Genomic DNA, 21,960 nt, shown 5'->3' on the forward strand with positions numbered 1-21,960 from the left:
ATCATCCTTATGGAGCAACCACCGGCTCGGTTCGAAAATCTGGGTCGCCCTCCAACTCGGGCCAGCCAGGCGCGCCATCATGCGTCCTTGTGCTGATCGAGCAACAGATTCAACTGGAGGATGTTGACCACCTGGGGGCCAAGGATACCAGCTTGTGTTGACGACTTGACCTGCTCCGTCAGGGAAGCGGGATCCAGCCCGCGTTGCTTGGCGACGCGATCCACCTGAGCCAGCACGGCATCCAGGGGCAGGTGGGGATCCAGGCCCGAACCTGAGCGGGTCAGCATGGCGGGGGACTGGTAGTTACCCTGGGCCTTGGCAAATTCGCTGCGCAGGGGGGAACTCACCCCCAGGTTGCTGGCGCCGCTGCCTATGGTGGTGAAGTCGCTGGCGGAGGGGCGGGAGTGGAAGTACTCCGCCCGTTCAAATTTCTGCGCCAGCAGGGCACTGCCGACCAGCTGCTGCTTGGCATCGGTCAGCTGGCTGCCGTTGGCCTGCCAGGGGAAGAACAGCTGGGCCAGCCCGGTGACGGCCAGGGGGTAGCCGACACCCAGCAGCAGGGTCAGGGTCAGCAGGGTTCTGATTGCTATCATGATTATCTCGCTCCAAACAGATTGATGGGGTGCAGGCCAGGCTTGCACCCGTTATGTGGTTACACCAGACCCAGGCCTGTGATGACCAGGTCGATCAACTTGATGCCCATGGATGGGGGCACGATCTGGCCGTGGATACCATCGTGAGGCGTTTTCATCACACCAGCCCCAGGCCTGTGATGACCAGATCGATCAGCTTGATGCCGATGAAAGGCACTATCAGGCCACCGAGCCCATAGATCAGCAGGTTGCGGCGCAGCAGGCTGGCGGCGGAGCCCTTCACGTTGACCCCCCGCAGTGCCAGCGGCACCAGCGCCACTATGATCAGGGCGTTGAAGATGATGGCCGACAGTATGGCGCTCTCTGGACTGCCGAGTTGCATCAGGTTCAGCGCCCCCAACTGCGGGTAGGCGGCGATGAAGAGGGCCGGCAGTATGGCGAAATACTTGGCCACGTCGTTGGCGATGGAGAAGGTGGTCAGGGCGCCCCGGGTGACCAGCAACTGTTTGCCCACCAGCACCACGTCCAGCAGCTTGGTGGGGTTGGAGTCCAGATCCACCAGGTTGCCCGCCTCCTTGGCGGCCTGGGTGCCTTCGTTCATGGCCAGACCCACATCCGCCTGGGCCAGTGCCGGTGCGTCGTTGGCACCGTCACCGCACATGGCGACCATGCGGCCATCGGCCTGCTCCTGGCGGATATAGGCCAGCTTCTTCTCCGGGGTCGCCTCGGCGATGAAGTCATCCACCCCGGCCTCGGCGGCGATGGCGGCGGCGGTCAGCGGGTTGTCCCCGGTGATCATCACTGTGCGGATCCCCATGTGGCGCAGGATCTGGAAGCGGGCCTTGATGCCTGGTTTGATGATGTCCTTGAGGTACACCACCCCCAGCAACTGCTCGTGGGTGCAGACCAGCAGCGGGGTGCCGCCCTGACGGGCGATGTTGTCGACCGCCTTCAGAATGAGCTCGGGCACTCCCTTGCGATCGAGGGAGAGGTAGTTGAGCACAGCATCCACGGCCCCCTTGCGATATTGATGACCGTTGCGATCCAGACCGCTCAGACGGGTCTCGGCGCTGAAGGGGATCACCTTGTCGCTCTCGAGCTGGCTCGGCTTGGCCATGCTCTTGCCGGCCAGGGTCAGGATGGACTTGCCCTCCGGCGTGTTGTCGCCGAGGGAGGCCAGCATGGCGGCCTGGGCCAGCAGGGAGGGATCGACCCCGGGGGCCGGGATCAGCTCGTCAGCCATGCGGTTGCCGAAGGTGATGGTGCCTGTCTTGTCGAGCAGCAGGGTGCGCACGTCACCGGCGGCTTCCACGGCACGACCTGACTTGGCGATCACGTTCAGCTTCACCAGCCGGTCCATGCCGGCGATGCCGATGGCGGAGAGCAGACCCCCTATGGTGGTCGGGATCAGGGTGATGAAGAGGGCCAGCAGGTAGAGGCGCGGTACCTGGGTGCCGTTGTAGTCGAGGAACCAGGGCAGGGTGGCGACCACCAGCAGGAAGATCAGGGTCAGACCCACCAGCAGGGCATCGAGCGCCATCTCGTTGGGCGTCTTCTGGCGCTTGGCTCCCTCGACCAGCGCTATCATTCTGTCGAGCGTGCTCTCCCCGGGATTGTTGGTCACACGGACCCAGATCTCGTCGGACACCACAGTGGTATTGCCGGTCACGCCGCTGCGGTCGGTGCCGGACTCGCGGATGACGGGGGCGGATTCCCCCGTGATGGCGGCCTCGTTGACGGAGGCGATACCGGCAATGACTTCACCGTCGGCCGGTATCATCTCGCCGCTGCGCACCAGCACCAGATCCCCTTTTTGCAGGCTGGTGGCCGGGATCCACTCGCCCTGGCCATCTTTCGGATCCCGCACCTTGCGTGCCTGAAGCTGGCTCATGCCCGCCTTCAGGCTGTCGGCCCGCGCCTTGCCGCGGCCTTCTGCCAGGGTCTCGGCGAAGTTGGCAAACCACAGGGTCAGCCACAACCAGGCAGTCAGCTGCCAGGCCAGGCTGGGGGTGACTCCCGACAGGGGCTGACCCAGCAGGGACTCCACGGTCGCCATCACGGCGGCCAGCCAGAGGGTGAACAGTATGGGGCTGCCAAACAGCGCCCTGGGGTTGAAGCGATAGAAGGCTTCGATCATGGCCTGCACGACTTGTGAGGTCTGTTTCTTGCCCTTGCCCTTCACCTTTTCGGTGCGGGCAGGGATGGAGATGGACTTGCTCATTTGAATGCTCCCAGCATCAGATGTTCGACCATTGGCATCGGTAAGGTGACTGACATGGACAGGGTCATCAGAGCGCTCCCAGTATCAGGAGATGCTCGGCGACGGGGCCCAGCGCCAGTACCGGCAGGAAGGAGAGACCGCCTATCAGCAGCACAGTGATGATCAGCAAGGTGATGAACAGCGGGCCGCGGATGGGGAAGTCACCCTCGCCGGCATCCTGTTGCGAGGCGCGCGAGAGCTGACCGGCGATGGCCAGTACCGGAATGATGTAGCCGAAGCGACCGAGCAGCATGGCCAGACCTATGGCGACGCACTGCCAGTTGTCCGCGGCGGCGAAGCCCCCGAAGGCCGAGCCGTTGTTGCCGGCGGCCGAGGCGTAGGCATAGATGAGGCGTGACAGGCCGTGAGGACCGTCGTGACCCATGATGGTGGCGGCATCCGGCATCAACAGCGTTACCCCGCCGATCACCAGAACCCCGACCGGCATCACCAGCATGCTGGCGACCACCCATTTCATCTCGGTGATCCCGAGGCGCTTGCCGAGATAGGTCGGGGTGCGCCCGACCATCAGGCCGCACAGGAACACGGTCAGCAGCACGAACAGCATCATGCCGTAGATACCGGCACCCACGCCGCCGAAGATGACTTCACCGAGCAACATGTTGATCATGCCGACCATGCCACCCAGCGGGGTGAAGCTGTCGTGCATGGCGTTGACCGAGCCGTTGGAGGCCGAGGTGGTCGCCACTTCCCAGATGCTGGAGAGCACGGGGCCGAAGCGGCTCTCCTTGCCTTCCCAGTTGCCTGCCTGGGTGGTGAGCTGGGCGAGCGCCGGATCCGGTTGTAGCTCCTGATAGACGGAGAGGCCGAGCCCCAGCACGAACAGCAGTGTCATGGCAGAGAGGATGGCGCGGCCGTGGCCGGAATCCTTCACGTAACGGCCCAGGGTACAGACCAGGGCGGCGGGAATGGTCAGCAGGGTGACCATCTCCAGCCAGTTGGAGAGGGCGGTCGGGTTCTCGAACGGGTGGGCCGAGTTGACGCCGAAGAAGCCGCCACCGTTGGAGCCGAGCTGCTTGATGGCGATCTGCGAGGCGGCAGGGCCGAGCGGCAACAGCTGCTCCTGGCCTTCCAGGGCATGGAACGGCAGATAGGCCGACAGACTCTGGGGAACCCCTTGCCAGACCAGCAGCAGCGCCATGATCAACGCCATGGGCAGCAGCACGTAGAGGCAGAAGCGCACCAGATCCTGCCAGAAGTTGCCAAGATGTATGGTCTGCTGGCGGGAAAGACCGCGGAACAGCGCGACGGCGACTGTGGCACCGGTGGCGGCGGAGACGAAGTTCTGGGTGGTGAGCCCCACCATCTGGCTGAAGTAGGAGAGGCTGGCCTCACCGGAATAGGCTTGCCAGTTGGTGTTGGTCATGAAGCTGACGGCGGTGTTGAAGGCGAGTTGCCAGCTCAGGCCCGGCAGCTGTTGCGGGTTGAGGGGCAGCAGGCCCTGGGCCATCAGGATCAGGAACAGCAGACCGAAACCGGCGCCGTTGAAGGCCAGCAGGCTGAGGGCGTAGGACTTCCAGTCCTGCTCCCGTCCGTCCGTGCCACAGCAGGCCAGGGTGGCGCGCTCGACCGGCGCGAGCCAGCGACTCTTGCCCTCGAACACGCGATACATATAGCTGCCGAGCAGGGGTGCCGGCAGCAGGACCAGCAGCACGAAGGCCACCGGATAGATTATTTCTTGCCACATGTTCTAGTTCCTCACTCGTGACTACGCGTGAGTGCGCGCATCAGGTAACCCATCAGGGCGAGGACCAGCAGCAGATATAGCCAATTCATAACGACTCCGTTGAGATAATTAGCGTCGAGAGTCGATGCATATCCATATCGACCCCGTTGGTGTCATTGACGCTGAAAGGGTATGTAAAACCGGCGTAAAGGCGCCATAAAGGGGCATTGGGGGAGCGTAAAATCGGCGTAAAGAAGGCCGCTTTCAGTGGGAATTGGGCGGGGAGGAGATCAAAAAACCCGGCCTGGGCCGGGTTGAAGTGAAGGATGACACCATTGCCAAATCACCTGTCAGTCTTCATCAGGCATCACCATGCGCAGAGGGCGGGTTCCAATCTTCGCGCCAGTCACTTCATCTACCGCGACGGCTCTAATCTCTGTGCCGGCCTCCATGTCGAAGAAACGGATCAGGTTGTTGTCGCCCCGATATTGGCGACCCCACTCACCAATCATGAAGAGTATCGGTAGAAAATCGCGACCGGCTGTGGTCAGCAGATACTCCTCGCGCGGAGGGTGTTCCGAGTAGAGCCTTTTTTCCAGCAAGCCCTCTTCAGTCAGTGTCGCCAGTCGGCGAGTCAGCATCGTGGGGGCTATCCCCAGATTTTTCCGGAACTGGTCAAAGCGAGTGAGGCCTGCATGGGCATCGCGCAGGATCAATAGGCACCAGGCATCACCAGCAACAGCGATGCTGCGCGCGATCGGGCACGGGGTGTCGTAACTATTTTTTTTGTTCATATCGTTTTGATAGTGACTTGGTGATGAATTGACAGTAATGTTGGTATCAATTTGATAGTAACACTGCGACGACACACAATCCATCCAACACGGAGATCTCGGTCATGGGTAACAATACAGCCGGGGGACCAGCCGGTCAGAACCCAGTCACGGCAATGCGGCAGACGGGGGATATACATTGGAAAGATGTGCCGACCCGCACCCTTGATGTGAACGGAACATCGTTTGCCTATCGGGCGCTGGGCCCCGACACCGGTGTGCCGGTGATCTTTTTGCACCATCTGATGGCGGTACTCGATGACTGGGATCCCGGTGTTATCGACGGCATCGCCGCGAAGCGCCGGGTTATCGCTTTCGATAATCGCGGAGTCGGCGCCTCGGGTGGCGTGGTTCCGCATACCATCGAGGAGATGGGACGTGATGCCATCGCCTTTATTCGCGCCATGGGATTGCCGCAGGTCGATCTGCTCGGGTTTTCGTTAGGCGGTGGTATAGCGCAAATGGTGGCTTTGCAGGCGCCGGATCTGGTGCGCCGGATTGTGCTTGCCGGAACCGGGCCGCGGGGAGGTGGCGGTATCGACGAGATCAACAAGATTGCCGCCACCGCCTACCTCAAAGCGGCATTGACGCTGAACGATCCGCGCCACTTCCTATTTTTTCCCCGCACACCGGATGGCAAGCGCGCGGCAAAAGAGTACTTCTCTCGCCTGAAAGAGCGCACGACTGACCGTGACCAGCCCATCTCCCTGCAGGCCAGATATGCCCAGCTCAAGGCGATCCGGAGTGCTGGATTGAGTGTGCCGGATGATCTCTCGGTCATCACACAACCGGTGTTCGTGGCCAATGGTGACCATGACCTGATGGTCGATAGCCGACTGTCAGCAGACATGGCTCGCCGGTTGCCGAATGCCCGACTGGCGATTTACCCCGACTCGGGGCACGGTGGCGTCTTTCAGCACTATCGGGCCTTTGTACCCGAGGTGCTGGCCTTCCTCGCGGATGACGCAAACCTGACCCCGATGCACAGCCAAGGATAAATGACCGAACCATGAAAGCACTCACATTCAAACGCTACGGCAAGTCGCCGGAGATTGGGATCACGGATATCCCCCGTCCTGTGCTGAAGGCGGACGAACTGCTGGTTCAGGTTTATGCCGCCGGCCTGAACCCGATCGACAACATGATTCCGACCGGAATGTTCAAACCTGTGCTTCATTTTCAGCTTCCCGCCACATTGGGCAGCGATCTGGCCGGTGTCGTGACCGAGGTTGGCAGTCAGGTGACCCGTTTCAAACCGGGCGATGCCGTTTTCGCCACTATTTTCGATCTCGGTACCGGATCGCTGGCCGAATTTGCGGTGGTGCCTGAGCGCGCAGCGGCGTTGAAACCAGCCAATCTGGATTTCGTGCAAGCCGCCTCGATCCCTATGGTCGGGCTCACCTCATGGCAAGCACTGAAGGAGCGCGCCAATCTGCAGGCTGGCCAGAAGGTGTTTATCCCTGCCGGATCCGGTGGCATCGGCACCTTTGCTATCCAGCTTGCCAAGCTGCTGGGGGCCAAGGTGGGCACCACCGTCAGCACCGGTAACATCGAGCTGGTGCGCGAGCTGGGGGCCGATGAGGTGGTCGATTACAAGCAACAGGCATTCGAGCACCAACTGCACGGCTACGACACCGTGCTGGGGACGGTCAGGGGAGATGCGATCGAAAAAGCCATCGATATCCTCAAGCCGGGCAGCAAGATTATCTCCCTCACCGGCCCGCTGGATGCTGCCTTCGCGCGTGCCCGGGGGCTGAACGTATTGCTCCGCCTCCTGTTCGGGTTGATGAGCAGAAAAATCAGGTCGCGGGCGAACAAGCGGAACGTCGCCTACTCGTTCCTGTTTGTGCGTCCCGATGGTGACCAACTCACCGAAATCGGCGAGCTGCTCGATGCTCAACGCATCAAGCCGGTCATCGACAAGGTATTCCCGTTCGACCAGGCCAAAGAGGCGCTGGAATACCTTGCCAAGGGGCACGCCCGGGGCAAGGTCGTCGTCAGCATCAAGCAGTGATCACGGCCGCATTGGCTCGTTCACCCACTCCATCCATATCAAGGAAAATACCATGACCCCACTTCCGACCGTCTTTATCACCGGCGCCTCCAGCGGTATCGGTGCCACCTATGCCGAACGTTTTGCTCGCCGTGGCCACGATCTTGTTCTTGTTGCGCGCAACAAGTCGCGCCTGGATGCGCTGGCCATGCGCCTGCGTGAGCAACACCAGATAGCCGTTGAGGTGCTGCAGGCTGACCTGACCAATTCGGCAGAGCTGCCGGCACTGGAAACTCGCCTGCGGCATGATGCACGTATCGGCATCCTCATTAACAATGCAGGCATGCCGCAATCCGGGAGCTTTCTGGATCAATTTCCCGAGACCATCGAATCCCAGATCGCACTGAACATAACCGCATTAACGCGGCTCGCCGCAGCGATCGCACCGCGCCTTGCGCAATCCGGCACGGGGAGCATCGTCAACATCGGTTCGGTGGTGGGATTTTCGCCCGAGTTCGGTATCTCTCTCTACGGTGCGACCAAAGCCTACGTGCTGTTTTTGTCGCAGGGGCTGGCTCATGAACTGTCACCCAAAGGGGTCTACGTGCAAGCCGTGTTGCCGGCCACAACCCGCACCGAAATTTGGGCGCATGCAGGTGTGGATGTCAACACTCTCCCCGAGGTTATGGAAGTGGGTGAGCTGGTTGATGCAGCACTGGTCGGGTTCGATCGCCGCGAGTTGGTGACGATTCCGCCGCTTCATGTCGCCGAACGCTGGACCGCTCTGGATGATGCACGTCAAGGGCTGATGTCGGATCTTCGCCAAGCCCATGCGGCCGAACGATATCAGCCGCAAGCCTGAACACCTCAATGTGCCAGATTGGACTTGAATGCAATGCGAGGAGATTCGCTCGTCATGCCACCCAACCTGACAGCCTACTGCGGAAGAGCCGCAGTGTGATGGCGGTACTGATGCGCAGACCGTGATCGAATCTCGCCTGTTGGTGATAGCGCTGCTACAGGAAGTGGTTAGCGTGTGGTGGCCCACTCTTTCATGAGGTTGGGAGGAGGGGGGAAAGGGAAATTCAGTTGTCGAAGCCGGCCTGATGGTGATCAGGCCGGCTTCGACGTGCTTATCGCATTGTCACAAACTCTTCCGCGCTGGTGGGATGAGGTGTGGGAACGCAGTTGTTGAAGTTGGCCTGATAATGACAGGCCAGCTTCAGATGCACTTATCGCATGGTCACAAATTCTTCTGCACTGGTGGGGTGAATGGCGACGCAGTTGTCGAAGTCCGCCTTGGTGGCCCCCATCTTCATGGCGACGCCGAAGCCTTGCAGTATCTCGTCCATCGCAAAGCCGATGCCGTGCAGGCCGACCACCTTCTCCTCGGGGCCGACGCAGACCAGTTTCATCCGGGTAGGCTGGCGATGCTGGGTCAGGGCCGAATACATGGCGGTGAACTGGCTGCGGTAGACCTTGACCTGGCTCTCGCCATACTCGGCGATGGCCTCCGGCTCGGTCAGTCCTATGGTGCCTATGGGCGGGTGGCTGAACACCACGGTCGGCACCAGATCGTAGTTGAGGTGCTCGTCGGGCTTGTTGTTGAACAGCCGCTCCGAGAGGCGACGACCGGCCGCGACGGCCACAGGGGTGAGCTGGATGCGGCCGGTGTTGTCACCCACCGCATAGAGGTTGGCGACGGCGGTATTCTGGAACTTGTCGGTCGGGATGAAGCCCTGCTCGTCCAGGGTGATGCCGGTGGCGGCCAGGTTGAGGTTGTCGGTGGCCGGTACGCGGCCTATGGCCCAGATCAGGCAGTCCACAGTGAGGTGGCGGCCATCTTCCAGTTGCAGGGTCAGGCTGTCGTCGGCGTTCTTGACCACGGCCTTGGGCACGGCGTGGGTGTGCAGCTTGGGCCCTTCCTGCGCCATGATCTCCACCAGGGTCTCGTGGATCATGGGGTCGAAGTTGCGCAGCGGCGCGTGCTTGCGCACCACCAGATGGGTCTCTGAGCCGAGGGCCTGCATTACGCCGGCGATCTCGACCGCGATATAGCCGGCACCGACCACGGCGACCCGTCTTGGCTGGGCTTGCAGATCGAAGAAGCCGTCGGAGTCGATGCCGAGTTCGGCACCCGGTATGGTCGGGACTTCGGGGCGGCCGCCGGTGGCGATCAGTATGTGATCGGCGCTGTACTGCTCGCCATCAACCTCGATAGTGTTGCTGCTGACGAAACGGGCGAAGCCCTTGATGACGGTGATCTGGTTCTTGCCCAGCACGTTCTCGTAGGACTTGTGGATGCGGCCAATATAGGCCTGACGGGACTCGACCAGCTTGGCCCAGCTGAAGTGATTGAGGGTGGTGTCGAAGCCGTAGTCGGCCCCGTATCTCAGGGCATCGGCGATCTGGCCGGCATACCACATGGCCTTCTTCGGCACGCAGCCGACGTTGACGCAGGTACCCCCCAGCTCTTTGGCTTCAATCAGGGCGACTTTCTTGCCGTACATGGCAGCCCGGTTGGCCGAGGCGATGCCGCCGCTGCCGCCGCCGATGGCGATATAGTCAAAATGCTGTGCCATTGCGAGGTTCTCCGCTCGTTAAGAATGCAATCACAGCATGATGGGGACAAAGTGGCCGGCTCACAAGAGCCGGCGCTCAGTTCTGCCGGATCGGCAGGCGGATATGGAACTGGGCACCCTGACCCGGTTCGCTGGCGCAATGGATGCGGCCACGGAGCAGTTGCACCACCAGGTTGTAGATGATGTGGGTGCCGAGCCCGCTGCCACCCTGGCCCCGCTTGGAGGTGACGAAGGGATCGAAGATGCGCGGCAGTATCTCAGGGGGGATGCCGCGACCGTTGTCACTGTAATCGATGACGAGTTCGTCACCCTGCTGCTCCACCCTGATGGTGATCTTCTTGGGCCTGTCCCAGCCGTCGAAACCGTGATGGATGGAGTTGAGGATCAGATTGGAATAGATCTGGGTGAAGCTGCCGGGGAAGGAGTAGATGGCCAGCTTGGGATCGCACTGGATGTCGACCTCGCACTGGGCCTTCTTCAGCTTGTAGCCGAGGGAGACCACCACCTGATGCAGGTTGTCGGCGAGGCTGAAGTTGTAGCGCGCCTCGGATGACTGATCCACTGCCACCTGCTTGAAGCTGGCGATGAGCTCGGAGGCCCGCCTCAGGTTGCCCTGCAGCAGTTGCATCGACTCGTCGAGGTTCTGGGTGAACTCGTTGAGATAGGAGCGCGACAACTGCTTGGCTTCTAGGTGCTGCTTGAAGTCGGCCACCCGCTCCTGCAGATAGGAGGAGGCCGTGACGCTGATGCCGATGGGGGTGTTGATCTCGTGGGCCACGCCGGCCACCAGGGAACCCAGGGAGGCCATCTTCTCCGACTCCACCAGGGTCTGCTGCGCCTGTTTCAGATCGTCATAGGCCTTGCCCAGCTGGTCGTTAGCATCGCTCAGGCTGCGGGTACGCTCCGCCACCTTGCCTTCCAGCTGTTCGTTGAACAGTATGATTTCCCGCTCCACCTTCTTGAGGGGGGTGATGTCATAACCGAAGCCAATCAGATACTTGAGATTCGGCCCCTCGTAGAAGGGGGCGAAGGTCCACTGCAGGACGAGCTCGCTGCCCTGCTGGTCATGCATGGTGATCTCCCTGTCCTCGAGGGAGCCCTGATCCGCCAGGGTGGCCGCCAGCTCGGCACGCTGCTCCTCGCTGACAAACAGATCCAGCCAGTTGTGCTGCAGCAGCTCCTCGTGGTGGTAGCCGGTGAGCAGTATGGCGGCCGGGTTGATGCTGGCGATGTTGAGATCCGGCTCCATGCAGCAGATGACCATGTTGGCGGAGTTGATCAGGGTGGCGGAGAAATCCCGCTCCTGCTGGAGCTGATCCGCCGCCTGATGGCGGGCGTTGAACTCGTCGTTCAATCGGGTGCGCATCTGGTTGAGGGTGGCGGCCAGCGCATCGAACTCATCCGGATGTTTGCGGGGCAGGGGACGCCCTTCCAGGGTCAGCTCCACCGCCAGCCGATCCAGACTCAGTTTCTGGGCATAGCTGACGATGCGGTTGATATGACGGATCACCAGGTAATAGATGATGACCAGGATACAGAGTGAGACGACCAGGGTCTTGATGGTCTGGCTGACCAGGATCAGCACCGACTTCTCGATGAGGCGCTGGTAGACCTGATCCAAGGTGGCGGCGACGAACAGCTTGCCGACCACCTCTCCCTGATAGGTGAGGCTGAATTCGCGGGAGATGTCGTATTGCGCCTGCTCCACCCCCTGGGTCAGCAGCGGCACTTCCGAGTTGCCCAGCATCTCCTTGACCATGACGAACTGCATGTTGGGCAGGTTCATGATGCCTTCGATCTGCACCTTGACCTGCTCTTCATCCAGGTTCCACAGACTGGCGGAGATGGGTTGCAGGAAGGAGGCCTCGATCTGGTCGATGCTGGCCTCTATGACGGTGACGTCCTTGTTGTAGTCCCAGGCGAGCTGCAACACCGTGATGACCAGCGCCAGCACTGTGCTGCAGATCAGAATGTAGGAAAGCAGACGATAAGAGAGTCCGTTAAGGCCTATGGCCTTGGAGAAGATTCCTGACATGGCATCCTTGCGGTCTGGATTGCGAACGGCCTAGTTTAACTGCTTCATGGACTCATGTCGTGTGCCATCAAATGGATAAAAATAAGGCCCCTTTCGGGGCCTTGTTGCTGTTGGCTGAGGATCAATGGTTTCCTTTCGCCTTGGCTGGAATGGACTCGTCGAATTCCGGCAGCGGTTTGTGCTCCGAGGCCAGGAAGGTGTAGATCACCGGCAGCACGAACAGGGTGAACAGGGTGCCGATGGCCAGACCCGCCACTATGACGATGCCGATGCTGAAGCGCTGGGCCGCGCCCGCGCCTGCTGCATAGAGCAGCGGGATCAGGCCGGCAATCATGGCCGCCGTGGTCATCAGGATGGGGCGCAAACGAACCTTGGCAGCCTGCATCACGGCCTGCATCCGGTTCATGCCGTGCAGCAGCTGCTCCTCCTTCGCCACCTCGCAGATCAGAATACCGTGCTTGGTAATCAGACCGACCAGGGTGATGAGGCCCACCTGGGAGTAGATGTTCATGGTGGCCAGGCCCCATGCCAGGGCAATCAGGGCCCCGCTGATGGCAAGGGGTACCGACACCATGATCACCAGGGGGTCACGCACCGACTCGAACTGGATGGCCAGCACCAGGAAGATGATGGCCAGGGCCAGGGCGAAGGTGGCATAGAGCGCATTGCCCTCGGTCACGAACTGGCGGGCTTCCCCCATGAAGTCGTAGCGATAGCCTTGCGGCAGCTTCTCTTCGGCGGTGGCCTTGAACCAGTTGATCGCATCCCCCATGGCCACGCCAGGTGCCGGTACGGCGCCTATGGTGGCGGAGTTCAGCTGGTTGAAGTGGGGCAGGGCGCGGGGCTCGCCAACCACTTCAATCTTGATCAGGCTGCCCAGCGGGATCGACTTGCCGTCGGCGGCGCGCACGTAGTAACCCTTGATGGACTCGGGGTTGAGACGGTACTTGCGCTCCACCTGCGGAATCACCTCGTAGGAGCGGCCATCCAGATCGATCCGGTTGACGTAACCGTCCGCCATCATGGTGCCCATGGTGGTACCTATGTCCTGCATGGTGATGCCGTAGGCACCCGCCTTGTCCTTGTCGATGCTGATCTTCATGGTGGCCGAGTCGTAGTTCAGATCGAGATCCGAATAGACGAACTGGCCGTTGGCCTGGGTCGCCGCCAGCATCTCACCCGCGATCAGGAACAGGCTCTCGAAGCTGTTCGGGGTGGTGATGACGAACTGGATAGGCAGACCGCTGGAGGCACCTGGCAGCTCGGGGAACTGGAAGGTGGTGATGGCCATCCCAGGGATGTCCTTCACCAGACCGGCCACCCGATCCAGCACCTCTTTCTGGCTCGCCTCACGCTGGCTCCAGGGCACCATGGAGGCGATGCCGAAGGCCTGGTTGGCGTTGAACACCCCGGAGAATACCTGGGAGTAGGCGATCTCGGGCTGGTCATCCAGCACCTTGTTCACATCCGCCATGGTGTTTTCTATGTAGTCCAGGTTGGCATTGGACGGTGCCGTCCCCAGCACGGCCATGACGCCCTTATCCTCGGACGGGGCCAGCTCGCTCGGGATGAACTTGAACAGCAACGGCAGGCTGCCGAACACTATGACGGCGAACAGTATGACCACGATGCGGTGCTGCATGACAGCATGCAGCATGCTGTCATAGCGGGCCGTCATCCGATCCAGCAGGTGATGCACAGTGCTCTCGAACTTGCTCGGGGTCTCGTTGGCCCTGAGCATCTTGGAGCACATCATGGGGGACAGGGTCAGGGCTATGATGCCGGAGACGAATACGGCCCCCGCCAGGGTCAGCGCAAACTCCTTGAACAGGGAGCCTGTGATGCCCCCCATCAGTGCGATAGGCGCGTACACCGCAGCCAGGGTCACCGTCATGGCGATGACCGGCACCGCGATCTCCCGGGTGCCTATGATGGCGGCCCTGAACGGTTCTTCCCCCTCCTTGATGTGACGATCGACGTTCTCCAGCACCACTATGGCGTCATCCACCACCAGACCGATGGCGAGCACCATGGCCAGCAGTGTCATCAGGTTGATGGAGAAACCGAACATGTCCATCATCATCACCACGCCGATGAGACTCAGCGGTATTGTGATGATCGGGATGATGACGGCCCGGAAGGAGCCGAGGAACAGGGTGATCACCACCAGTACTATGGCGGCCGCTTCCAGTATGGTCTTGATGACCTCGTGGATGGACTCGTTGATGGCGATGGTGGAGTCATACAGGATGTTGACCTGCATGGTGCTCGGCATGTTGCTCTTCAGGCTCGGCAGCAGCTCCAGCACATCGTGGGCGATGTTGATGGGGTTGGCGGTCGGCGCGGCGTTGATGGCCAAGACCACGGCTTCACGGCCGTTGGCGCTGGCGCGATAGATGTCGTGGCTCTTCTCCAGCGACACCTTGGCGATGTCGGAGAGGCGGATCACCTTGCCATCCCGGGTCGCTACCACCAGACGCTTGAGCTCGTCGGTATTGCTGACCTGGGTCTCGGCATTGCCGTTGAACAGGGTGAAATAGCCGGTGGCCTGACCGGTGGCCGACTGATAGTTGTTGCTGTTGAGCACAGTCATCACGTCGCTGGCGGTCAGGTCGAAGGCGGCCATCTTGGCCGGATCCAGCCACACCCGCAGGGCAAACTCGACCCCGCCGTAGAGGTCAACCTTGGATACCCCGCCCACGGTGAACAGCTGGGGCTTGATGACCCGCTCCAGGTAGTCGGTGATCTGGCTGGAGTTCAGCTCGGGGCTGGTGAAGCCCATGTAGAGCACCGCAGTGGTGGAACCCGTGGAGGAGGTGACCGAAGGGTCTTCCGCCTCTTTGGGCAACTGGGAGCGCACCGAGTTGACCTTGGCCAGGATGTCGGACAGCGCGGCGTTGGGGTCGGTGTTCAGCTTCATGTAGGCCGTCACCGTGGAGCTGCCCAGCTGGCTGGAGGAGGTCATGAAGTCGATATTGTCGGCTTGTGCGACCGCCTGCTCCAGAGGCTGGGTGATGAAGCCCTGGATCAGATCCGAGCTGGCGCCATAGTAGCTGGTGTTGACCGTGATGACGGTGTTGATCACCTCGGGATATTCCCGCACCTGCATCTTGAAGATGGCCTGGAAGCCCAGCAGGGCTATCAGGAAGCTGAGCGAGATCGCCAGCACCGGCCGTTTTATGAATATGTCAGTAAATCGCATCGCAGATCTCCGCGCTTACAGCATCGGGGTTTGTGCCGGAACGGCAAGGGCATCGTTTTCGACCACGTGCACCTTGGTATCGTTGCTCAGGCGAACCTGACCCGACAGCACGATTTGATCGCCAGCCTTGATGCCGGACAACACATGGACATCATTGCCGCGACGCTCACCCGCCTTCACCACCACCTGCTTGGCGCGTTTCACGCCGTCTGCCTCGTGAATGACGTAGACGTTCTCGCCATAGAGGGTGAAGGAGATGGCAGACTGCGGGATCACAATCTGGTCTTTCACCGTGGGCAATATGATGCTGGCGCGGGCAAACATGCCGGAGCGCAGCTGACCGTCGTTGTTCGGGATGTTGGCTTGCACCTGGATCAGGCCGCTCTGGTAGTTGACGGCAGGTTCGATGGCGGTGATCTGGCCGTCAAACTGGGTCTGGGGATAGGCATCCACGTTGATCTTGACGGTCTGGCCGAGGGAAATCTTGGAGATGTCGGTCTGGGGCACGGTGAAGCGCAGGCGCATCACGCTGGTGTCTTCCAGCCGCACTATCTCGGTACCGGGTTCCAGGTACTGACCGAGGAAGACGTTGCGCAGACCCACGACGCCACCGAAGGGGGCACGGACTTCGCGGCGGGCTATGGTGCCCTTCAGGCTGTCGATGTCCGCTTCCAGTGAGCGATAGGCCGCTTCGGCATCATCCAGCTGATCCCGGGAGATGGAGTTCTTCTGGTACAGGTTCTGGTAGCGCTCGAACTTGGCACGAGCCGCAGGCAGCCTGGCCTGGGAGGCGTTCAGGTTGGCCTTCTCCACGCTGGAGTCCAGGCTCAGCAGCAGTTGATCCGCCTTGACCTGAGCCCCGGATTCGAAGCTGATCTTGTCTATGGTGCCCGCCAGCTCACTGGAAAGGGTGACCCCCTGGTTAGGCTCGATGAAGCCGATCGCCTCTATGGTGGGGACCCAGTCTTGCGCCTTGGTCACCATGGCGGTCACCGGGAACTCGGGCTCGGGTCGATTGGCCATGAACTCTGCAATCTTCTTCTGCTTGAACATATTGAAGCCGATGACACTGCCGAACAGGGCGAGTGCTATCAGCAACATGATGGCCATCCACTTTTTCATGAACAGGCTCCTGTGATGGAATAATTAGGGTTTAAAATGGCATTCCAGCTGGCCCGGATGACCGTCTCCAACTGTTCTTGCGTCAACTCAAATTCGTGAGCCTGGCGTTGTTGTACCAGGTTGACCACGCAGCTCAGGCTCAGGGCCTGCAGCACCAGAACGGGCAAATCGATGAACAGACCCTGCTGGCGTCCCTGTTCGAAGAAACGCTCAAGTGGGGCCCATGTCGCCATTATGACCGGATCCCGCTCCAATTCAGCCCCCAATGGAGAACTTTCGTACTGCAATTTGCATTTCAGTACATTGGGATGGCTGGCAAAGAGGGCGTCGATATTGAGCCAGAGGCGTCGATACTGCCGATATGACACCTCTTCTATCTGCACATCTTCCATGACCAAGGGATGACACTTGAGAATGGTGTGCTGATAAAGCTGGCGGACAAGATCATCCTTGTCGCTGAAGTAGCGATAGATGGTGCCTGCCGCTACCTTGGCTTTCTTGGCAACCGCGGCGATGGAAAGGCCGTAGAAGCCCTGCTCGCCGAGGATTTCGTGCGCTGCCTCGAAAATCCGTTCTTTCTTATCCATGATGATCAGACTTCAGCGAGTGAATGAACGTTCATTCATTCTAGGTGGAGAGGAAAGCAAGTCAAGGGATGCCGGCCACTTTACTGCCAGAAGAGGATCCAAAAGCGGGCCGAGTGAGGACGTTTTTGGCCGAATGGCTGAAGAAGAGGTATAAAAGTGCACGAAAAGATTGAAAAACAAACACTTGAACCGTGGGGATAAAAAAAGAGTAGACAAGGTGGGCGCCATCATCAATAATGCGCCCCGTTCGACAGCGTAGCGCCCGTAGCTCAGCTGGATAGAGCGCTGCCCTCCGGAGGCAGAGGTCACAGGTTCGAATCCTGTCGGGCGCACCATCTAAGTGCGCCAGTTAAGCGGGCGTTGTTGTGGAACAAAACAGCTGTGGTGGCTGTAGCTCAGTTGGTAGAGTCCCGGATTGTGATTCCGGTTGTCGTGGGTTCGAGCCCCATCAGCCACCCCATTTTACAGCTTGTCAGGTATGCGAAGGTGGCGGAATTGGTAGACGCGCTAGCTTCAGGTGTTAGTGCCCCCCGGGTGTGAGGGTTCGAGTCCCTCTCTTCGCACCATACTTGCTGTATGACGAGGATGACCACATGGTCATCTTTGTATTTTGGAAATACCCATCGGTGATTAGCGCAGCCCGGTAGCGCATCTGGTTTGGGACCAGAGGGTCAAAGGTTCGAATCCTTTATCACCGACCACATTCTGAAAACCTCGCTTCGGCGGGGTTTTTGCTTTTCTGCGTATCTATCATTCCTCTGTCACCTCTTCTTACATTTCTGCAGGCGCCTGTTCGCCGCGAGTTCGGTATGCTTGGCCGGGAGCCACCAGAATAGTGGACACCCGCGACCCATTCAGACACAGGCCTATGCATCATCATGCCCCTTCACATCCGATTGCTCGCCCTGATGGCACTGCTGCTCGGCGGTTGTGCCTTGCAGCCGAGACCTGAGACTCTTCTGCTGGGGGCCGCCCCCAGGTCAACGCCGGTTCCCCCGGCCACCCTGGTAACCGGCGGCGGCTTTTGCGTGGCCCTGAGCGAGCAGGGTAGCCTGCTCACCCAGCCTTGCGATCAGAGCCCCCGCCAGCTGTTCACCTGGGATGCGGGGGCCTTGCAGCTGGCGCAGGGTTGCCTGATCGCCAAGGGGGATGACGGCCTCGCCGTGGGAGAGTGTCAGGACGACAGCCGTCAATGGCAGTGGCAGGGGGATAGACTGTTCAACCGGCAGGTTTCACTGTGTCTGGATGTGGCTGGTCGCCGCCACAGAGCCGCCGTGCCGCTGAGATTGGCCGAGTGTTACGGTGGCGCCAATCAGAGCTTCACTTGGGCGCCGACCGGCAGCCTGCTGGATCGCCTTGGCCTGCCAGGTCTCAGTTGATGATGGGGCTACGCTGGGTGGCATAGGGATTCCCATAGGCTCTATCGCAGGGGCCCTGAGCGGCGCTCTGGTCGGCGGTGCAACCGGTGGGGGTGTCGGGCTATGGCTGGGTCGCACCCTGGATCGCCAGCTCTCCCGGCAATACTGGTGCAAGGAGTGCAACCACAGCTTCAAACGATGAGGGCACTCGCGCGCCATAGTGTCATGGCGATCCCGGGGAGATCGCCATGATGGCAGGGATCAGGCCGCGCCAGTCTGATTGATGGCGAACAGCTGCTCCAGATAGACGGCGACGCCATCCTCATCCGAACTCAGGGTTCTGTCGTGTTCGCTCAGGGCCAGCTTGAGACGATCATGGGCGTTGCCCATCACCACACCCCGGCCCACCATGCTCAGCATCTCGAAGTCGTTCATGCCATCACCGAAGGCGACAGCCTGGGACATCTCAAGCCCATGCTGCTCCAGCACGGCGCGCACGGCATTGCCCTTGTGCACCCCGGCGTGCATCACCTCGAGGCAATCCGGCAGGGAGAAGGTGACGTTGACTCGATCACCATAACGCTGGTTGAGCTCAGCCTCTATCTGCAGCAGCTTCTCGTGTTCGCCGATGTAGAAGACCTTGTTGATCTTGTCCAGCGGGTGGCTGGCGAGATCGGTCAGGCGATAGCTGAAGCCGGAATCGTGATGGAACTGCAGCAGCCAGGGCATCTCCTCTTCCACCAGCCATTCATCGCCGTAGTAGACGTTGATGTGGATGGAGGGGTCGCGCTCCAGCGCGATCAACTCGGCCGCCACCGTGCTCGGCAGTGCCTGGTTGAAGACGAGAGTATCCTGCTTGTCGTGCACCACGGCGCCGTTGGAGGTGATGAGGTAGATATCCAGCCCCAGGGCATCGCGGATGCTGCGCACATCCACATGGTGACGGCCGGTGGCCACCACGAACTTGATCCCCTGATCGACCAGACGGTGCAGGGTATCCCGGGTGCGGGGGGAGATCTGGTGCTGCCCGTTGAGCAGGGTACCATCGAGATCGGACACAACTACCTTGAACATCATTACCTCGGCATCAGTGGAACGCCGGGGCAGTGTACCCCAGCGTCTTGCGTCACCCCATTTATTTAGGGATCCAAAAAATAACCAGTCCCGGGGTCTGTTGCCGTGCCGGACCAGGCCGCGCCTGGGTGGCAGGTGACGCCATGCTGGACACGGGACGCTGGCCACTCCCCTGGCAAGTCATGCAACTGGCCACTAGAAGCGGGCGAAGAAGTCCAGGGTCGCGGTCAGCGTGGGCAGACGCTGGGCATCGGCCTCGATAAACAGCTCGTGCCAGCCCCCCTCGATCCGCAGCGGCTTGCCCCCTTCACAACTGGCCCTGGTGCAGAACTCGTCCTGGGCCGCATTGTCGACTATGCCGTCATCCCCCGCCTGGATCAGCAGCAGTGGCGTCTTGATCCTGTCTGCCTCCGCGATGGCGGCATCCCCGGCCTTGATACCCTCGCGGATCCAGTGGGCCGTCACCCCACCCAGCTTGATCTGCGGGCGCTGCTCATAGAGCTGGCGGAATGCCTGGTAGCGGGGCTCGCTGTGGCTCAGGCCGTTGTCGGCGAATTCATGGGAGACATAGCCGGTCTGGCCCGGGCCATAGGGGGGCTCGCCCCACCAGCTGCCGACCGTATCCATGGTAGCCGCCAGCCCCAGGGCCAGCCACTTGGGCAGGCCGCCGAGGTTGATGCCCATCATGGGGGAGGAGAGCACGGCCGCCTTGATGTCGTCCGGCCAGCGCTCCAGATAGCGGGCCGAGATGGCGCCGCCCATGGAGTGGGCCAGCAGGAACAGCTTGGCAGGCTTGTCCGCCAGTATGACGTCGTCATGGAACTGCTTCAGGTCCAGCACATAGTCGTCGAAGTCGGCGACATAGCCCTTCTCCTTGTCGGCCAGCAGGCGATCCGACAGCCCCTGGCCGCGATGGTCGATGAGGTAGAGGCTATAGCCCTGACGCCACAGATCCCAGGCCAGCTCCTGATACTTGAGGTAGCTCTCGACCCGGCCGTTGACGAGCAGTATGGCTCTGTCCACCTTGGCCTGGCGCAGGGCGGCATAGCGGATGGTCACCCCGTCCTTGCCCTTGAACTCCCCTTCGACGGCATGGTCGCGCCAGAAATCCGGCAGGGTCTGTTGATGGAGGGCGGGGACTTCGGCTTCCGTGGTCAGCTGATAGGGATTGGTCACGGCAAGGGCTCCGGCAGAAAACAGGGTCAGGGCCAGCAGGGCAGAAGATAACCGGTTCATGATGCGTACTCCTGTTGCCAATGCTGGTAGAGGGCTGGGATATCGCCCGAGCAGAGCAGGGGCATGGCCGCCTGCAGGCGGGGCAGGGGCCAGTTCCACCACTGCATGGCCTGCAGCATGGAGATCTGCTCATCGGTGAAGCGGCGACGGATCGGTTGGGCCGGGTTGCCGCCCACTATGGTGTAGGGGGCAACGTCTTTGGTGACGACTGCCCGGGTGGCAATGACGGCGCCATCGCCTATGGTGATGCCGGGCATGATCATGGCTTCCGAGCCTATCCAGACGTCGTTGCCAACCTGGGTATCTCCCTTGCGCTGGAAGCCGTCGTGTACGCCATCACCGAAACGGGTGGCGTCGAAGGGGAAGGTAGAGGCCCAATCCAGCTGGTGGCCCTGATTGCCGGCCAGCATGAAGGTGGCACCCGAACCTATGGAGCAGAACTTGCCGATGATCAGGCGATCCACTTCGCCCCAGATGCCGCTCTCCCAGGTATCCCGGGTCGAGCCGTCACCCAGCAGATAGCGTACGCAGTGATCCTCGAACGGTTTGCCATGGTAGTAGCCGGAATAGTAGCTGTAGTCGCCTGCCTCGATATTGGGGTTGCTGAGATGATCCCGTATGACCTGGGATTCCAGCCAGCTACCGAAGGGATTATCCATCACTCCTCCTGCCACGCTTGATCTTCCTGTTGTGCGGCCCAGCCCTTGCGGGTCAGCTGCATCCGTTGCCACCAGGCCTCGTCCGCCAGGATCTCGCCGGCTGGGCCGAGCTGGGGATAGGGCATCTCTTTCTCTTTGCAGAGCTGGGCATAGATGGGGTAGCCCCCCTCGAACAATATGCTGTTCTGCTCCTCCAGATCGAGCGGGCAGCCGCGCTGGTAGCAGCCGGCCAGCTCGCGCTGGCGCTGGGCTTCGTACAGGATGGCGGCGGCGGCCACTGAGACGTTGAGGGACTGCACCATGCCCACCATGGGGATGACGATATGGTGATCGGCCAGGGCCAGCGCCTCTTCCCCTATGCCGTGCTTCTCCTGGCCTACCAGGATGGCAGTCGGTTTGGTGTAGTCGATGGCGCGAAAGTCCACCGAGCTCTCCGAGAGATGGGTTGCCAGGATCTGCATGCCGGAGGCTTTCAGTTCGGCCACTGCGCTGCCTATGTCCGGGTGCAGCTTGACGTCGACCCAGTTCTGGCTGCCGCGGGCGGTGCCCTTGCGCTTGTGGATCCAGGTTTTGGGCCAGACGGCGTGGACCCGGTGAATGCCGATGGCATCGGCGGTGCGTACTATGGCGGCCAGGTTGTGAGGCTTGTGGACCTCTTCCATGCAGACAGTGAGATCGAGCTGGCGCTGGGCCAGCATGTCGGAGATCCGTTTAAAGCGTTCAGGAGTCATATCGGTTT

17 protein-coding genes and 4 tRNA genes are annotated in these 21,960 nt (G+C 60.9%); 8 read left to right on the top strand and 13 right to left on the bottom strand.

Going from position 1 to position 21,960, the window contains the following annotated elements:
• Positions 1-77 precede the first annotated feature (77 nt).
• From Aeroheme_RS00075 to Aeroheme_RS00090, 4 genes are all read right to left on the bottom strand, one after another.
• On the bottom strand, positions 78-593 hold the full coding sequence (locus tag Aeroheme_RS00075) for a potassium-transporting ATPase subunit C (RefSeq protein WP_005326326.1): 516 nt from the start codon (positions 591-593) through the stop codon (positions 78-80).
• Positions 594-750: 157 nt separating this feature from the next.
• A complete protein-coding gene (kdpB, locus tag Aeroheme_RS00080) occupies positions 751-2,814 on the bottom strand; it encodes a potassium-transporting ATPase subunit KdpB (protein ID WP_111911385.1) in 2,064 nt (687 codons plus the stop codon).
• 67 nt (positions 2,815-2,881) lie between these two features.
• Positions 2,882-4,561, bottom strand: a complete 1,680-nt coding sequence (kdpA, locus tag Aeroheme_RS00085; protein WP_041206621.1) for a potassium-transporting ATPase subunit KdpA — start codon at positions 4,559-4,561, stop codon at positions 2,882-2,884.
• Positions 4,562-4,890: 329 nt separating this feature from the next.
• The gene (locus Aeroheme_RS00090; RefSeq protein ID WP_239497111.1) at positions 4,891-5,409 is read right to left on the bottom strand and encodes a winged helix-turn-helix transcriptional regulator; all 519 of its coding nucleotides are present in this window, start codon (positions 5,407-5,409) and stop codon (positions 4,891-4,893) included.
• Positions 5,410-5,438: 29 nt separating this feature from the next.
• Between Aeroheme_RS00090 and Aeroheme_RS00095 the strand changes: the two genes are divergently transcribed.
• The 3 genes from Aeroheme_RS00095 to Aeroheme_RS00105 are packed head-to-tail and all read left to right on the top strand — an operon-like array spanning position 5,439 to position 8,228.
• On the top strand, positions 5,439-6,371 hold the full coding sequence (locus tag Aeroheme_RS00095) for an alpha/beta fold hydrolase (protein WP_240454962.1): 933 nt from the start codon (positions 5,439-5,441) through the stop codon (positions 6,369-6,371).
• An 11-nt stretch (positions 6,372-6,382) separates the two neighbouring features.
• The gene (locus Aeroheme_RS00100; RefSeq protein WP_111911391.1) at positions 6,383-7,387 is read left to right on the top strand and encodes an NADP-dependent oxidoreductase; all 1,005 of its coding nucleotides are present in this window, start codon (positions 6,383-6,385) and stop codon (positions 7,385-7,387) included.
• Between the two features lie 52 nt (positions 7,388-7,439).
• A complete protein-coding gene (locus tag Aeroheme_RS00105; RefSeq protein ID WP_411166493.1) occupies positions 7,440-8,228 on the top strand; it encodes an SDR family NAD(P)-dependent oxidoreductase in 789 nt (262 codons plus the stop codon).
• A 370-nt stretch (positions 8,229-8,598) separates the two neighbouring features.
• Here Aeroheme_RS00105 and gorA read toward each other — a convergent pair whose 3' ends face one another.
• From gorA to Aeroheme_RS00130, 5 genes are all read right to left on the bottom strand, one after another.
• Entirely contained in the window at positions 8,599-9,948 is a 1,350-nt protein-coding gene (gene gorA / locus Aeroheme_RS00110; RefSeq protein WP_168236099.1) for a glutathione-disulfide reductase, read from the bottom strand.
• A gap of 76 nt (positions 9,949-10,024) precedes the next feature.
• On the bottom strand, positions 10,025-11,983 hold the full coding sequence (locus Aeroheme_RS00115; RefSeq protein WP_106885361.1) for an ATP-binding protein: 1,959 nt from the start codon (positions 11,981-11,983) through the stop codon (positions 10,025-10,027).
• A gap of 121 nt (positions 11,984-12,104) precedes the next feature.
• On the bottom strand, positions 12,105-15,185 hold the full coding sequence (locus tag Aeroheme_RS00120) for a multidrug efflux RND transporter permease subunit (protein ID WP_106885360.1): 3,081 nt from the start codon (positions 15,183-15,185) through the stop codon (positions 12,105-12,107).
• A gap of 15 nt (positions 15,186-15,200) precedes the next feature.
• Positions 15,201-16,307 (bottom strand): efflux RND transporter periplasmic adaptor subunit, encoded by a 1,107-nt coding sequence (locus Aeroheme_RS00125; RefSeq protein ID WP_106885359.1) that lies wholly within the window; start codon positions 16,305-16,307, stop codon positions 15,201-15,203.
• On the bottom strand, positions 16,304-16,894 hold the full coding sequence (locus Aeroheme_RS00130; protein ID WP_106885358.1) for a TetR/AcrR family transcriptional regulator: 591 nt from the start codon (positions 16,892-16,894) through the stop codon (positions 16,304-16,306). The genes Aeroheme_RS00125 and Aeroheme_RS00130 overlap by 4 nt, the downstream gene beginning before the upstream one ends.
• Positions 16,895-17,152: 258 nt before the next feature.
• Between Aeroheme_RS00130 and Aeroheme_RS00135 the strand changes: the two genes are divergently transcribed.
• The 5 genes from Aeroheme_RS00135 (at position 17,153) to Aeroheme_RS00155 (ending at position 18,273) form a co-directional block, all read left to right on the top strand.
• Positions 17,153-17,229: transfer RNA gene (locus tag Aeroheme_RS00135), tRNA-Arg, on the top strand.
• 49 nt (positions 17,230-17,278) lie between these two features.
• Positions 17,279-17,354: transfer RNA gene (locus Aeroheme_RS00140), tRNA-His, on the top strand.
• A gap of 20 nt (positions 17,355-17,374) precedes the next feature.
• Positions 17,375-17,460, top strand: a tRNA-Leu gene (locus Aeroheme_RS00145).
• 58 nt (positions 17,461-17,518) lie between these two features.
• Positions 17,519-17,595 (top strand) — tRNA-Pro (locus Aeroheme_RS00150).
• A gap of 177 nt (positions 17,596-17,772) precedes the next feature.
• Entirely contained in the window at positions 17,773-18,273 is a 501-nt protein-coding gene (locus Aeroheme_RS00155; RefSeq protein WP_411166494.1) for an RICIN domain-containing protein, read from the top strand.
• Positions 18,274-18,513: 240 nt separating this feature from the next.
• Here the strand turns inward: Aeroheme_RS00155 and Aeroheme_RS00160 are convergent, their stop codons facing one another.
• From Aeroheme_RS00160 to trmH, 4 genes are all read right to left on the bottom strand, one after another.
• On the bottom strand, positions 18,514-19,326 hold the full coding sequence (locus Aeroheme_RS00160; protein ID WP_106887822.1) for a Cof-type HAD-IIB family hydrolase: 813 nt from the start codon (positions 19,324-19,326) through the stop codon (positions 18,514-18,516).
• A gap of 195 nt (positions 19,327-19,521) precedes the next feature.
• Positions 19,522-20,562 carry an alpha/beta fold hydrolase gene (locus Aeroheme_RS00165; RefSeq protein WP_408782268.1) on the bottom strand — a complete coding sequence of 347 codons (1,041 nt, stop codon included), beginning with the start codon at positions 20,560-20,562 and terminating at the stop codon, positions 19,522-19,524.
• Positions 20,559-21,221: a CatB-related O-acetyltransferase gene (locus tag Aeroheme_RS00170; protein ID WP_411166495.1), complete on the bottom strand. Its 663-nt coding sequence runs from the start codon at positions 21,219-21,221 to the stop codon at positions 20,559-20,561. The genes Aeroheme_RS00165 and Aeroheme_RS00170 overlap by 4 nt, the downstream gene beginning before the upstream one ends.
• Positions 21,221-21,952, bottom strand: coding sequence for a tRNA (guanosine(18)-2'-O)-methyltransferase TrmH (trmH, locus tag Aeroheme_RS00175; RefSeq protein ID WP_167402194.1), 732 nt, complete (start codon positions 21,950-21,952; stop codon positions 21,221-21,223). Before trmH ends, Aeroheme_RS00170 begins: the two co-directional genes overlap by 1 nt.
• Positions 21,953-21,960 lie beyond the last annotated feature (8 nt).

Source organism: Aeromonas sp. DSM 116730 (genome assembly GCF_046581335.1).
GTDB lineage: Bacteria > Pseudomonadota > Gammaproteobacteria > Enterobacterales > Aeromonadaceae > Aeromonas > Aeromonas rivipollensis.